This window comes from Photorhabdus akhurstii, from assembly GCF_018448925.1.
Lineage (GTDB): Bacteria > Pseudomonadota > Gammaproteobacteria > Enterobacterales > Enterobacteriaceae > Photorhabdus > Photorhabdus akhurstii.
The window spans coordinates 20,300-36,698 of the sequence record NZ_RCWE01000032.1 but is presented as its reverse complement, the minus strand read 5'-3'; the positions used below and the strand labels follow the sequence as shown (position 1 = coordinate 36,698).

At 38.4% G+C, this 16,399-nt stretch carries 9 protein-coding genes; 2 read left to right on the top strand and 7 right to left on the bottom strand.

Going from position 1 to position 16,399, the window contains the following annotated elements; translation table 11 throughout:
- Positions 1-29: 29 nt before the first annotated feature.
- On the bottom strand, positions 30-2,435 hold the full coding sequence (locus EAE93_RS21390) for an acyl-CoA reductase (RefSeq protein ID WP_214040525.1): 2,406 nt from the start codon (positions 2,433-2,435) through the stop codon (positions 30-32).
- Position 2,436: 1 nt separating this feature from the next.
- The gene (locus EAE93_RS21385; protein WP_036809532.1) at positions 2,437-3,567 is read right to left on the bottom strand and encodes a LuxE/PaaK family acyltransferase; all 1,131 of its coding nucleotides are present in this window, start codon (positions 3,565-3,567) and stop codon (positions 2,437-2,439) included.
- Between the two features lie 2,134 nt (positions 3,568-5,701).
- Here EAE93_RS21385 and EAE93_RS21380 point away from each other — a divergent pair.
- A complete protein-coding gene (locus EAE93_RS21380) occupies positions 5,702-8,578 on the top strand; it encodes an RHS repeat-associated core domain-containing protein (protein ID WP_214040524.1) in 2,877 nt (958 codons plus the stop codon).
- A gap of 202 nt (positions 8,579-8,780) precedes the next feature.
- On the opposite strand, the gene EAE93_RS21375 is transcribed toward EAE93_RS21380, so the two are convergent.
- Positions 8,781-8,978 (bottom strand): type II toxin-antitoxin system TacA family antitoxin, encoded by a 198-nt coding sequence (locus tag EAE93_RS21375; RefSeq protein ID WP_105398021.1) that lies wholly within the window; start codon positions 8,976-8,978, stop codon positions 8,781-8,783.
- A 623-nt stretch (positions 8,979-9,601) separates the two neighbouring features.
- On the opposite strand from EAE93_RS21375, the gene EAE93_RS21370 reads away from it, so the two are divergent.
- Positions 9,602-9,946, top strand: coding sequence for a hypothetical protein (locus EAE93_RS21370; RefSeq protein WP_036779577.1), 345 nt, complete (start codon positions 9,602-9,604; stop codon positions 9,944-9,946).
- Positions 9,947-10,385: 439 nt separating this feature from the next.
- On the opposite strand, the gene EAE93_RS21365 is transcribed toward EAE93_RS21370, so the two are convergent.
- The 4 genes from EAE93_RS21365 to EAE93_RS21350 form a co-directional block, all read right to left on the bottom strand.
- Entirely contained in the window at positions 10,386-11,087 is a 702-nt protein-coding gene (locus EAE93_RS21365) for a helix-turn-helix transcriptional regulator (RefSeq protein ID WP_036779575.1), read from the bottom strand.
- Between the two features lie 1,142 nt (positions 11,088-12,229).
- The gene (locus tag EAE93_RS21360; RefSeq protein ID WP_036779573.1) at positions 12,230-13,384 is read right to left on the bottom strand and encodes an alpha/beta hydrolase family protein; all 1,155 of its coding nucleotides are present in this window, start codon (positions 13,382-13,384) and stop codon (positions 12,230-12,232) included.
- A gap of 19 nt (positions 13,385-13,403) precedes the next feature.
- The gene (locus EAE93_RS21355; protein WP_214040523.1) at positions 13,404-14,846 is read right to left on the bottom strand and encodes an SRPBCC family protein; all 1,443 of its coding nucleotides are present in this window, start codon (positions 14,844-14,846) and stop codon (positions 13,404-13,406) included.
- Positions 14,846-16,393, bottom strand: coding sequence for a class I adenylate-forming enzyme family protein (locus EAE93_RS21350; protein WP_214040522.1), 1,548 nt, complete (start codon positions 16,391-16,393; stop codon positions 14,846-14,848). The genes EAE93_RS21355 and EAE93_RS21350 overlap by 1 nt, the downstream gene beginning before the upstream one ends.
- Positions 16,394-16,399 lie beyond the last annotated feature (6 nt).

Below are 16,399 nucleotides of genomic sequence, written 5' to 3'. Positions count from 1 at the left end.
GATTTACCCAAAAAGTAGTATTATTGGTCTCAGAATCGGCTATCCAGCACCAGCGGCGTTTTGCCACTTTGCGGGTGACGACGGAACTGCCCCATCGACGTCGGAATAACTTCCAATTGAAGCAATCCACCACTGACAACTTGGTTCAGCATCTTATGTTGCAGCAAATGTGTACGCACCTGGTCAACATCCCCATCGGCTAACACATGGATGTAATCACCGCCATCGGCGTTGTTTCCTACCAACCACTGCACCGGAAACGCCAGCTCGGCTGACAATGCTGTTGGGTTCACAAAAATAGACCCCACCCGCAGCAATGCACCATGACGACCTTCCAATTTAAATCGCGGCGTTGGTAATCCGCAGTCACAGAGAGCGGGAAGCCAATAACCCAAGTCACCTACATCGTAACGCTGGACCACCTGCCCTTCCCTTTCCAGAGGGGTAAACACCAGCCGACCGCTTTCCCCTGCCGGAACAGGCTGATCACTATCAAGAGCCAAGATCTCCAGCCACTGAATATCAGATAACAGATGGAATTCGCCCTCGTGACAACAGGCGCAAGCATGACCTAACGGGCCTGCATCCACGGAACCGTAAATTGCCGAACGAATCACCTCTACACCAAAACTGGACAGAAACTGACGTCGCTCTTCGTTAATATGTTCACCACCAGTAAAAATTTTACGTACCCCGCCATAGGCACGCAACGCAGCCTCTTCACATTCAAACAATCGGTGTATAGTGCTCGGCATCCCGACCAGCGTATTGACCCCTTGAGTGATAATAAAGTGCCTGATTTGGCTAAAATCATCGTCTATTGGGCCGCCCATCGGGTAATGGGGCACAGATAATTTATCCAGAATAGTGAAGAAACTCATCAGACCGCCATACAAATTACCGCCATACAGCAAATTCATTACCCGGTCTCGTGCTGGGTCCAGACCAGCAGCAAACAGGCCATCTGCCGAAGACTGCATTTGGCTGTGATAATCTCGATGGCTGAAACCCGCCAGTTTTGGCTCGCCGCTACTGCCGCCGCTACGGAAAAACACCTGTGCTTTCGCCGTCGTGCCGCCACTCTGAAACTTTGCTTTATCCATCACCGGAATCCCTGCCAGTTCCGGCGGATTGGCCGACAATTTATCCAATGAGACATGGCCCGGCAGTTGTTCCGCTTTCAAGCTGACTGAGACACGTCGCGCCAACCGAGTCAATGCATAAACACCATCATGGGGTTCACCTTCATAGCCATCATGCATAGTTCCAGCCTGGCATATCCGACTAACACCGGCAGCCAACAACTGACGACTCAGCATCGGCAGCTCTTTTTCTTTAGCTATCAAAGCACAACTTTGCAAATAGGGACGCCACGGCAACAAAACCTCGACCAATTGCGCACGTGGCGCCGGGCGGACTTGCAAAGTACGGTACAGTGGTGACGGCGCAAGTTCTTGACGCTGTATCCAGGCTACCCGCCAACCATTACCCTCCTCTATTGAACCGCGAAGATCAGCAAAAGTGTGATCTAACTGTAAGAATGCCATCTGACTGCTAACTTCCGCCGCTTCCTGTATGTCCGGCTGTAAAGCGGGCCATACTGGCGCACGTCGTTCCAATGCGGCGGCCACAGCACTAACCACCTCCCGTAAAACGTTCTCGTCAGTGCTATCCACCAATAAACACTGTGGACTGGAGCACGCTTGTTGGTCAAAACGGCAAACATCATCAGCCAGCGCGTCATAGTCAGCATCACTAGCAACCATCGGGTCCAAATAAGCAAAACTGATACGATGTCCCCAATCTATCCAACGGCAACCGGGCCGTAGTTGGCTACGGATAGCGGTCAACGCGCTATTACTGCCCCAAGCGGATACGGCATCAGCACACGCCAGTAATTCTGATAATTGATCCGATGGCAAAGGTAATACAGCTATATAAGACGCCAACGTGCCGCTCAGGTCATAACGTAGAAACTCAGCCAATATCCGCGCATTAAGGCCGTGATCACTGCTACTAGGGCGTAACCAGTTGACATTGCCCACTAACAAACTCTCTAACACTGCCATAAATGGCAGCAAAGGCGCGTTGGACGGCGTGATATGCACCACCAATCCCAACGGCTGCCAGGTTTCAAAACGGGGCTGTGTATAGTCAAAGCGACGCAGAGAAAAGGATTGTTCGCCCAATTCGTGCCGCAACTTCGCCTCTAAAGCATCACGATGACAGAAGTGACGTAACGCGGCGACTGCGGCTGTATCCAGCGTGAGCTTAGCCGCGACAGTATCGAGATCATCAACAAAGCGTTCAGCACACGCCAATACCTGTTGTACACTTGGGGGACACGCCAACGTCTCAGCCAAATTACTTTTCAGTTCCGCCAATATAGTCGCGGGTTCCAAGTCAGAGATAACCTTACCATTCACTAAATACATTTCAGGACTCCTTGATCAACTCAGAAGCGGCAATCGCACAACTGCGGCTTTTACTGGTACCGGCACGACCCAATAACTCAAACCAATCGGTCGCTAACTCACAACCACATTCAGCGGCCGGATGTAACACCGCCAAATCGCTCACCACAATACTGTGTGCCGGGCTGGAAGTGATGTAAGGTGACGCCAGATGCAGGAAACCGGGCTTACCGTAGGGTTGAACCGCCATGTTGGCCGTATCGCGGATATAAGCGCGGGCATAGGTCGGCACATGAAAATGGTGATTTCGGCACTCAACATAAGGCACGGGATGTTCCACCGAACCGTAGCCATCCCGGCACCGCTCGTCAGGAATACCCAGTTGTTCCCCCAAACGCCGATACAGCAAGGATCTTGGAATAGCTTTATCAGCGTACGTTTTCCAGCCTCCCCCCAAAAACACCAGTGACTCAGGATGCAACTGGACCGGCGGCAACCCCATTTCCTGCATCCGTTCCAGCGTGAACCACAAGAATGCCGGAAAGCCCAAGATACGCACCGGCAACCCTTGTGCTGCAAACTCTTGTAAGGATCGGATGACGCCAAAAGGATCAAACTCATTGCTTTTTCCATTGTGGCGCAGCGCATAACAGACTTGGTTTACCGGTGCATATTTACACAAATATTGATCGGTATACGCGGTTCCCAACGTAACCGTACCGGCAGGTTCATAGCTTAACAGCAAGTAATTGCAAGGCTGTTGCGGCGTATTCCAACCGTAATATTCAAAAATTCGTTCAACCATATTTTGAGCCGCACGTATACTGCGTGCATCATAACGCATACGGCTCTTTTGGCCGGTTGTCCCAGAGGAGGTTAATTCCAATGCATTCCTGCCGGTACTACTGATCAACAATTGGCGTTTGAAATAATTAGCGAAAATAGGCGGCAAACGCGACCAATCGTCCAGTTTTTCCAGTCTTTCTACTTCCAAGCCGTTAGCCTTCAACCACTGAGAATAACCGGGAGTATTTTCACAGTGGTACAGCGTCAATTCACGCATGGCAGCATCAAATAGTTGGTCACAAACATTATCGACCCGATAAGGATGATCAAGCGCACAAAGGGCGTCAACATAAGCAAGAGAGGTCAAAAGTCATCTCCAGAAATTAAAGAAAAGGGCATTTACTCCCTTAAAATAATAGGTATGTTGTTTCAACCTTCGGCAAGTAAAGCCCGAAGAAAAAATAACGATATGTTGAATACAACTTCTTAACCAAATTAAAAATAGGTCACCGTTTTTAGAAAAAAAATCTTAATTTTGTTAATTCCTTGTAAACAAAACAATAAAAATATAACAATTATGATTTAATGAAGTCTAATATAACAACAAATTTATATTTAATAACCTTATCAACGAATTTAGTCATCATTATTCATGTATCAATAATGCCAATAATAATTTGGAATTATTCATCAAATACGAATTTATAATCAATATGTAACATTTAACAAACAACCAGAATATTGAGATCTCCACGATATTTATACAATTATATAGTTAGCATGATAATCAACAATGTTACTTCTTTATTTCCGTCAATTTTTTTAACCGGGAACGTCTATAAACCCGGAATATGGCCAACAAATCTAAGGTAATAAACTTGTTATTTCTCACCAAGTAAGCTATTTCTATTCAATGATGAGTAATTTTAAGAATTATTCACAACATAATAATAAAAACAGATTAATAATCTGCATTTATATTTTCGATATTTACAATACCTAAAAACAAGCAATTTATGATATTACTAACACCAGTCAAGTTCTTATCAACGTGAAAAATCCATTAAAAAATTTAAAATAAAAAAACACATTTCTATGCACACGATAGAAATTTTCTTTTATACGATTACCCTACTTACCTTAACAATCATTCATATCAACATTTTTTTATCAACCATTATCACTACCGGGAAGAATAAAATATTCTAATAACAACCAAAATAAGAATTGCCAATAAGCAATATTATATATAATGATATTTCAATAAAAAACTAAAAGTTTTTATTTTTAAAAAATCATAAATATATAAAATATAAAACTAAAATTTATATGATTTTCCAATTTATAATAACGAAAATATCACATTTATATTTATAATTGCCATACAAATCATTTCACCTCACAATTTAACCAAGAATTACAACAAAATATTATTTATATTGTAAAAATAACAATGGTAAATTAATCTCTTGTTCTAACCAATAATACATTTCATTACTTTATATTAACTCATGTAATGATTTACATTATTTACCAAATTTAGTGTTTTATACCATTATAATAAACTCGATATAAACCCCATATAAATTCAAATCTGGTCGCTTCATTTTAAATAACTCCCTATTTAATAAACCAAACAGAAAACCAGATAATAATTATGGTAATTTATACTGTATACAATAATATCTCAATGACAAATCACACTGTAAAAAACATCAAAAATAATATAAAAATATACTCCAGTTCTTATCAAATTTAATCCATATAATTTAATTAAAATTAAAACCGTATATTTATTTAAACAAAACAATAAAATCATTTTCCATGAAAAATGTTACCAGTGAATTTAATCAATTATGTTTTATTGCATTAGAGCATTTAATTAAGAATGTATCTTACAATACCATAACAGGCACAATAGCTTTATTCCACCATGATACACAAGATAAAATTTAAGTCGGTGATTGTGGTTAGAAATTGTGGTTAGAATATGTGCCTGACACAATAATCCGATACATCCGGTTAGTCTGGCGTCATGATTGACACCAGACTAACCACCCCAAATCTCGTATATGGACGAACATCAAGAACTATTTAACCAATAAAATAACTCACATTTATAATCGATAACTATACATCTAGTTAATATTCACTATACGTAACTATATGTTAAATAAGGATAGGTTATTTCTCCTTTTTAGCAAAACAGAAAAAACAACCATTAGCGATAGCAAAAGATCCTGGCGCTGTTTTCTACGATACTTGTGCTCGTCTCCCTATGCTTGCTACTGTTATTCGGTTGCAGCAGCACCTTTGAGCAATATGCTTTTGAATAAGGTCATTCCTGCTTATCTCCTGAAATCTTGCATGCTACTGGCATTTCAATGGAAAGATTATCCGCCCTTATTATGTGGAGGAGCTGAACTTAGCGTTCATTCGCTGCTATGTAGACAAAAAATTATTCAATACAACGATTATTCAGTACCACAAAGAGGTAAATTATGAACAACTTTGATCCCAAAACTTATCAACACACCCCCACGATCACGGTTCACGATAACCGTGGCTTGGATGTCCGCGAAATCCGTTATCACCGTACTACCGCAAAAGAAAACAGTGATATCCGTATTACCCGTCATCAGTATGATGCTTTCGGGCGCCTACACCAAAGTATTGATCCGCGCCTGTATGACGATTGGCAGAAAGATCATACGGTGAAACCCAATTTTCTCTGGCAGTATGATTTAACGGGCAACGTCCTGCGTACAGAGAGTGTCGATGCAGGCAATACTATCACTCTTCATGATATTGAAAACCGTCTTGTCCTGACCGTAACTGCAACAGGCGTCAAGCAGACTCGGCAATATGAAGACAACTCTCAGCCCGGTCGCCTGTTATCCGTAACCGAACAAGAACCAAAGGAAAGGATAGCCCATATCACCGAACGTCTCATCTGGGCTGGAAACACACCGGCAGAAAAAGACCAAAATCTTGCTGGTCAATGTGTGCATCACTACGACACAGCGGGAGTGATCCAACTGAATCGCCTTTCCTTGACCGGCGCGGTTTTATCACAATCCCGTCAGTTACTGGCTGACAGTCAAGAAGCAGACTGGTTCGGAGATAATAAAAAGATTTGGGATAAGCGATTAAGTAGTGATGTATACACCACCGAAAGCAAAACCGATGCCACCGGCGCTATGTTGACGCAAACCGATGCCAAAGGAAATATCCAGCGTCTGGCTTATGATGTAGCCGGTCAGTTAAAAAGGAGTTGGCTGACGGTAAAAGGCCAGAGTGAGCAGGTGATTATCAAATCCCTAACCTATTCAGCGGCAGGACAAAAACTACGCGAAGAGCACGGTAACGGTATCATCACCGAATACACTTACGAACCGGAAACCCAGCGACTAATTGGCATCACTACCCGTCGTTCAAACGATGCCAAGGCTTTGCAAGACTTACGTTATGAGTATGATCCGGTTGGCAATGTAATCAGTCTCCGTAACGATGCAGAAGCGACTCGCTTCTGGCGCAATCAGAAAATAGTGCCGAAGAATATCTATACTTACGATTCCCTGTATCAGCTTATCAGCGCAACCGGACGCGAAATGGCGAATATAGGCCAACAGAATCACCAGCTCCCCTCTCCAGCGCTAACTTCCGACGACAACACTTACACTAACTATACCCGTAGTTATACCTATGACCGTGGTGGCAACCTGACCCAAATCCGACACAGCTCGCCTGCGAGCCAAAACAATTACACCACAAACATAACCGTCTCGAACCGCAGCAACCGTGCGGTACTGAGTACCTTGACCACTGACCCAACCAAAGTGGATACATTGTTTCAGGCGGGCGGTCATCAGGAGACATTACTACCGGGACTAAACCTAAACTGGAATGCGCGAGGTGAACTACAACAAGTGGCGCCGATAAAACGGGATAACCGCACCGACAGTAACAACGATGTAGAGTGGTATCGCTATGGCAACGACGGGATGCGGCTGTTAAAAGTCAGTGAACAGCAAACGCAAGATATTCTCCGGCAGCAACGAGTTGTCTACCTGTCGGGACTGGAACTGCGTACAACCCAAAATGGCGCTACTGCAACAGAAAAATTACAGATCATTACAGTGGGTGAAGCCAGTCGCGCTCAAGTGCGGGTTCTACACTGGGAGAGCGGCAAACCGGAAAATATCAACAATAATCAGGTACGTTACAGTTACGATAATCTGATTGGTTCCAGCCAACTTGAGTTAGATAGCGACGGGCAAATCATCAGTCAAGAGGAGTACTATCCATTTGGCGGTACAGCGCTATGGACCGCAAGAAACCAGATAGAAGCCAGTTACAAAACGATCCGGTATTCCGGTAAAGAACGAGACGCCACGGGACTCTATTATTACGGCTACCGGTATTATCAGCCGTGGGCGGGAAGATGGCTAAGTGCGGACCCGGCAGGCACTATCGATGGATTAAATCTCTATTGTATGGTGATGAATAACCCAATTACGCTGGCGGACAATATGGGACTCTCAAGTTTAGACTGGCTTGATCTCGCCATGCCGCAAAACAGACCTGATATTTCGCCACTTTTATATAAACAAAATCCAAGAGTTGAAAAGAGATACCAATATTTCACCAGAAGCACCGGTGAAATATTACAAGAAACAAAGAGAAATGAAGATACGCTCAAACCTATGAAACCAAAAGATAGAGAAAAAAAATCCAGAGATATGAAGTATACAAATGCAAAATTAAAAGGATATGCCGCCCATGCCGGTATTATGGGTCATGGCACCAACATAGATCACGATACCTATAAAGATAAATTTTTAAACCTGAGTGGTAGCTTAAGTACCAAAAATACCTTCCCCGGAGTGCAACTTATCAGCGAAAAAGCGAAGCCCGGTTTCGAACAGTACCACCCCGATAAACTTCAAACATCCAAACGTTGGAGGCCAAATATCGATCTTGGCAGTTATCGCGTTACTAATGAAAAAGAATTTATCGCAGGTATACAAAAAGCGTATCAAGAATCAGGCACTGCATTACATCCACTGATTGAACAGAGGATCAAAGCACACATTAAGGAAAACAAGAACATTTTACCTAAAATGGCGGGTATTGCGGGCCTGCATGCTGAGGTACAAGCCTTAAATTATATGGTCACGGAACTTGCCAAAAGGGAAGAAAATATATCAAGTCATTTGAGTCAGAGCTACATATTCACACAACGACTCGTTGGTGCAACCAATCAAGACTTCCCTGCTTGTCATAATTGTTCTGGAATATTATCCGGCATAGAAAATGTCATGACAGGAAGGGTAGAAAATTATAGAAGAATGACACGCAGAAACTCCGTAGCGTAAGTAATAATTTGTACTAGAACTCAAACCTGATCTGACAGCTATCGAGAATGGATGTCAGATCAAGTTTTGACTCACACAGGGATATCTTACATCGCATCTACTCTTTTTATCATGTTACCCCGACACTACTTTCAAATAGTTGTTCAGCGCTGGCTCACCACAGTCAAAATTATTTCTATCGTGTTTGTTATCGTGTTTGTTTTTATCTAAACGTTTTATTTTCATCTGTTATTGTTTCCTTATATTTACGAGCAGCACGAAGGAAACGTTCATTTATCTTGACTGGTCTTTCCAATGCATCAATAAACGCCAATGCATCTTCTTGGCACAATCGAATACGCATATTTTGTTCAATAACTCTTTTTGCCTCTGCTACAGCAGCATTTGCAATAAAGGCCATAAGCCTTATCCTCACCGCATTGCGGTTATTCGTTCTTTAATTATTAGTTTGCTATAGATATCCACTACTCACTTACATTATTTATTCGGATCTGACGGAATATACTATTTGGTGAATTTGACACCGATTCTAACAGAAATCAATATGCGTGCCAAAATGATGTCACATTGTGAGACAGAACAAGCTATATCAGATTCTCATGATTTTTTTCAGATACTTATCTGCCATTTTCATCCAACTTACCGGAAATAACGATTTGCATTAATTTAATATTCATGCAAAACATTCATGATGATATACTTTACATTCTGTATTTTTACACTACTATAAAAATATATGATATATAGTTTCTGATTTATTCTGATAAATACAATTAATTTACAGACAATAAATTACCCAGAAATGAATTATCAAGAATAGTAATGAAATGCTGTGACAATCAGATCAAGAAAAGTCATGCAAACCAAAACAATACCAAATAAAAATATATTTATTATGGTTCTATTGCTACCGTAATTATTAATTAAACCATTGCATTTATAGCAATAAAAATAGAAATATCAGAGAAACTATTGTTATTTCTATAATAATCACCCATTTTATCCACTAATCAGGAGCCAGAGATGAAAGAAACTGAGGAAAAAGAAAAGGGTGAAATGCTTGAAATTAATAACCATTATTTTTTCGTTGTTAATCTTACCAATGAAAATTTAATCGGTGATGTGATTTGGAGCAGCTCAGGGAATACAAGTACTCTCAATGTTGATGGGTTACATCCAGCAACCGCTTCATTTATCCAAGAATTCTATCCAGAAAGTCGGAAAAATGATTATTGGCAATGGACGGCAAAAGGAAGGAGGTATCAATTAAATTGTTATGGTAATGATATCTATGTCGCTGTTGTCATTAGCGATTTTGGCATTTGTGTATTACCTACCGGCACCAGCCCGGATGCATGGAAATGGTAGCTTTTCTTCTACTTCATTATTTATGTAAGAAAAATGCACATGTGGAAAATATCGATAGCACTCTTACATAAAGACAAGCTCGCAAGTCGACAAAACAAAGATCGTGATTCTATCACGATCTTTGTTCAATCGATTTAAAATCTTACCTTTAAAGAATTCTTGAACTTTATTATCCACAATCTCAAGCCCACTCTATGTTGTTTGTTGCCCCAGATTACCAAATTAAGTGATTTATCCTACCATTCACAATTAGCACTCTAGGGCGGCGCTTTCCTAATAAAATCACTAAACTTTTTAAGCCCTCAGTATAAATGACAGCAGAAAGTTCAGATAATCATCAGAATCTACTATATATTTTCAACTATATATTTAGTAGAAATAACAATTAAACATGTATAGGATAAATACCTATATAAATTATTCATCTGTAATCATCTATTTACGATAAATTATTATCAGACAATCCTTCTTTCTCACTCCATTTTTTTAATAATAACATTCTATCTTGTATATATTTTTCAGACAATACTTCCAGTTTCTCTATTTTTCCCACTTGTAACTTAAGAAAGTTATGACTGAATTCACACCAAGAAACTAAAAAGAACTCATTATTGAAAAAGATCGACAGTGGACAGATCGTCTTCACAGTATGTGTATTATTTAAATCAATAAAAGTTATCACTATTTTTGATTTATGGTATATCGCTTTTCTAATATCAGATAACATTAAGTTATTATCTGTAACTTTACTATAACCATCTGTTTTTACAAACATTGGCGAAGAATATAGTTGATCACGCTGTTCTGCCGGCAATACTGCGGCAATCTTAGATATAAAGCTATGGGCAGACTTAGCCAAAACAACATCACTCTGTTCAATAACCCATTTATTGCCCAAAACTAAGGCATCAATCTCATCCATCGTAAACATTAAAGGAGGCAACATGAAACCTGGCCGTAATATATAACCCAAACCTGGCTCGCCTTCTATATTTGCCCCCTGACTGTTTAGTAAAGCAATATCGCGATAAAGCGTGCGCAAGCTTACATTTAAATCACTAGCGAGTAATTTACCACTGACAGGGTACCTTCTTTGTCTCAAGTATTGCAATAATACTATAAGTCTTTCGGTTCTTGACATTTCCGAACTCCTCATTTTAATAAAAATCAAATAGGATAAGGCTTTACTGAATAAATAGTATTGAGTTACTAGTCAGTACCCCAACATAACTATTTATTCTTAATTATCTATCATGGAACAATGTCGAGATTTCTCTATAAAACCATCAACTCGAAATCCTATATTTAATATAGACCTCAATTGTCTGGATTGACGAAAATACTATTGCCGTCTTACATAATTACCAAACTCTGTCAAGAGTAAATGTTCTATGCATTACGCCGAAACCAGGTTGAAGTAAGCATCGGGCATCAAACATAGAGCAAATATTTAAAAGCTTAATATACAGCTAATTAATACAAAAAATAAAATTCACATTCAATAAGATAACTTATCATAAGTAAACTTACTATGTATTAATGATATAAGAAAACACAAATATTAAAGTCAATTTTCACACTGCCGATTAATGCTTCAGCAGGGAAAGTATGGTCTTATTTTATTCGAACATATCTCTTCGTAATGCCTGGAAAAATGTTTTGATTTTATTACTCATAGTAAAAGAGCCGTGGAACTAAAAGGTAATACTCCAAATAGGTTTAATCTTAACTTCTGTTGAAAAAATAAAATATTTTAGAGAAGATAATAATAACTCATTTATCTTCAATTTATTTCTAGTATCAGATTATTAATATCGAAGGATAATATTACATAAATACACTATTATGTTCACTAAAAATAAAGGTGAAACCAATATTTATCCATAACAATATCTCCATTGATTAATCACCTTAAAATTTAGCTCTTGATAATTATCTTTTCCGCTAATGATAATAATCCCGGTAATCTGATGAATCTGTGTAAATTTTATAATCCCATAAAAACAGCTACTATCAGCCTGATGTTTATGATTTAACCCTATTTAACGCCCATCCCATTAAACTATTTCATTTACCATTCTTTATAAAAAGAGAGAACCAAGATAATACCTAAACAAAAGCGCTAACTTCTAAACGCATGTTAGTAGAGGAGAAATACAACTCATTCTCACATACTATATATACGCAGCGACTCCTGCACTCTATCCGTATTCACTATTAACTTACAAAATAATAGTCCACAATAATGAGATATAATGGAACAGGCAGTTAGTATAAAATAAGTTATCCTTTCTTATAGCCATTAAGCCAAAATTGTTCACTAACCCAGTCTGAAACTTGTATCATATATTCGTTTATTTTATTTAAGCAAACATGAGCTTCTGATTCATAACATAATAATGTATGACTATCACCCCATATCTGGTCTAACTTTCTCACCTTATCAATTGGAAATATATCATCCAATGCTCCATGAACAGTAAAAACCTTGGTTTTACAAGGTAAAAAGACGTCCAATTTAATTTCATCAAAAAGAGACTGCATACGGCTATTATCTTGCATAAATGCAAACTGGAAATCTTCTTTAAGCCTTCTTGGCAACTTATCAAACTCTGCTATTTCAGGTCCACCGGATAAATTGACGATACAGCAAAATTTATCGCCAATTTTTTGCGCAACGCGTAGAGCAAAATAACCACCAAAACTAATTCCTAAGAAACAGAGGAGATCACTGTTAATTCTGACATCATCCTCTAACAATTTAACTATAGATGAAACATATAATTCCATATCGATAGCTATTGGTGAGTTCCCAAGATTTATTCCCTGTCCTGGTCCATCAAATATAGCTACCGCCATATTTTTCATTAAGAAAAACTCAGCTAAAGATAATATTTCAATTTCAGTCATTGAATCCAATCCATTGGATAAAATAACACAAGGCAAAGGATGATTCTCTTCTTCTTTATACCCTTTAGGGAATATAAGGAAAAACGGCATACGAAATTTATCAACGACAATATATTGATGCTCAACTAGCAGGTCACTATATTTTATACTAGATAAAAAACATGAACGAATATACTCTCTGAGCTGTACCTTTCTACTCCTATCACTGAAGTACATAAATTCGGCCCAATGATAACAGGCAGCGGCACTCCTCAAAGCACGAACATGGCTGACCTCACTTTTAGCCGAGTTAGCGATACTAATATAGCTATCACCCACTTTTGACCAATTAATCATCCATTCATACCAAAACTCTTCAGAGGATAAGTCTAAGTTTTCCTGCTGAAAATCACTCAATGCTGCAACAACATCTCCCCAATGTACTTGGGGAGCATATTGAGAATTTAAGAAAAATAGTCTTGGCATAAAATAACCACAAGTAGCAAGAAGTTCTGGCGAAATTCTATTGGGTTTATTTTTATTATTCATCTTATTTTCCTTTAAGTTACTAAATACGAGTGTCTAACCACTCTTTACAGGCAAAGACCATTTTCTTACTATTTTCCGAAATAGCATTTTTTACTATCTCACGCTGTTTTTCTTTATCTTCCGTACCAAATTTAACTGCACATAAATCATGATTTAACTCAACATCATGACTAGAAACAATGTACGAACCACTTCCTTTACTAAATATCTTCCATGAGCCACTATGAGACTTTAATACTAAAGGAGGCTCTGGTTGGAAATATTCAATCAATAAATTATCCGCATCACAGAATCGTATACTACGGAAAGTCTCATTTCCATTTGGTGTTGATACTTCCATATTAAATTCTTGATGTTTATTATCATTATAAATAACTTTTATTGAATCACAATGCGGCAATATTTTGCTCCAGTCATCGATATTTAAAAATATATTATAAACATCATCAAATTGGTGAGGAATATAATAGCCTGCGGTAAAAGTTAATAAATTTGATTTTTTATGACGTTCTACCTGACTCTTGAAACTATCCATTTCCATTCGAGTATTATCATTGATAAATGAGATAACAAAGGAATTAGCCTGGTCATGATTATCAATACCATCAACAATACCACTGATATCTTCTAACAAAGCCCAGTTCCTTTGTACCGTTATAATACAGCGTTGATCATTAACAGGAATAATTTGCCACCTGCCATTCATTGTTTTGAATAATGGCATCGGTGTAGGCATAACATAATCAACCCGGTAAATAGCATCAAAATAATATCGCCGTGTTTGCCAACTTACTGCTTTATTATTTTGTTTTGCTTTGATTTCAACCAATTCTTCATTACCTGATCTATTTAAAACTTCCGCACCATCACAGAATGAAAAAATATCGGTCCAACAAGAGACATCTTTAACTAAAGCATAGACCTGCTGTGCCGATGCCTCACATACGACTGAGTGAGTAATCGTTCCTTTTAATACTTTTTCCACTCCCTCTGTTGACTCAACGATATTTTTTATATTATTTAGCTCTTTAACTGAATTAGTATCAATAGCTTTACTGATAAATTGGTGCGCCTGCTCGATTGTTTCAACACCATCAATTAATCCGGCTATTTCAGACTCAAGATCATACAGATGCTCTAACAACAATACACATTGCTGGGAATTAATTTTAATCACACGCCATGACGTTTCCATCTCTTTAACTAACGTCATTGGCGGGTTCAGTTTTGATTTTATACTGAATGTTTCTGGATAAAATTTACGATTTGATTCCCATTGCATTAAAATACCGTTAACTAAGGCTTTAACTTCTATCTTCTCTCCTTCCTTATCCCTAAAGAGAGTTTTTATTTCCTGACAAGGCTCAAATATTTCCGGCCATTTTTCAGAATTTAAAATAATTTGATATACATCTTCTACCTGAGCATTACAAATAATTGAATGTGATTCTACATAGTTCATTATTGATTCCTCAATGTAAATAGTTTTTTAGGGTCGATTGATTTAATTAACTCTGCTTTCAATATCTTATCATTATGGCTTTTTGGAAAGTATTCGTCAGTAACATAGAACCAATCCGGCCATTTTTCCCGACTTAATTTACTACTTAAAAACGATGAAATAATATCTTCAATTTCAGGTAATGATTTCTTCGATATCTCTCCGCTCATACAGGCAACTGGCTGATCAATAGCAACACCATTTTCATGGAAAGAAAAACCAACAACTGTAGCCACATTCACATTGGGTATTCGGGATAAAATAGATTCAACTTCTTCTGGATAAATTCTATGTCCGTTAGCACTCATGAAAGTATTCTGCTTACGTCCTTTTAAGACTAAATAACCCTCTTCATCTATATAACCGAGATCACCGGTGACAAACCACTCATCAGGAGGCGTTATTTCCCCAGAAAGGACATCGTAATATCCTTCCATAATACTTTCGCCTCTTAATATAATTTCTCCGATATTATCAGATGAGCCAATAATGGGTTTAACCGCCACTTCCAATGTATTATCAATCTTGCCAACACAATAAATTGAATTGAGATATCTTTTATCACGATGATCTTGCTCATCTACCCAACAGAAAGGACCATAAGTTTCACTTAATCCATATCCCTGCACCCATTCACAACCAATTAATTGACGCCCTTTTTCAAGTACGCTAGGAGGCATAGCCGCGGCGCCATAAGCAACAACCTGTAAACAAGAGAGATCAATATTACGTTCCGCTGTCGATTTAACGAATAATTTCATTGATTCTGGGCGTAACATAATATGAGTGATTTTATTGCGAGAAAGATAATCAGGCCATCTCTCTACATTTCTATCTTCGGGTATAAAAAGTGTTGATTGATGTAATAATGAGCCGAAAGAAAAAATCACTCCCGTTGTATTATTCAACAAACCTGACATGAATATTTTAGCATCTTGAGTAAATTTTAATTTCTCTGTCACTGAATAAATTCGACGACACACTAACGATTCTGAAATGCTAATGGCTTTCGGTTTACCTGTACTTCCACTGGTGAACAGAACAATAAAGTTAGCAATAGATTGCGGCGAATAAGTTATCATTGGAATTTCCGCGTTATCATCACCAACTCTGATCTTATGATCTGAAATATCAATCACATTAATATTGCTTTCTTTTAATTTCCCAACAAAATGTTTATCTTTTTTAAGATAAACAACAAAATCGTATTGCACTTCATTGGTAAAATTAATCCATTCATCTATTGTCGCTGATGATAAATTATAGGGCATTAATAAATTCAACCCCATCGCGCTGGCGGCGGCTAAAAAGAAAACACCTAATCCATCATGTTCAAATATAACGATGACTTTATTACCTTTTTGTACTCCTCGACTAAGTAAATCATCAATTAAATGGGAAACAGAAGATATTACCTCTTTTCTTGTATAATGATAATCTTTAGTGACAATACAATCATGATGTAAATTATCACGCTCCGAATGTAACAACATAGAGATTAGTTTCATTTCTGT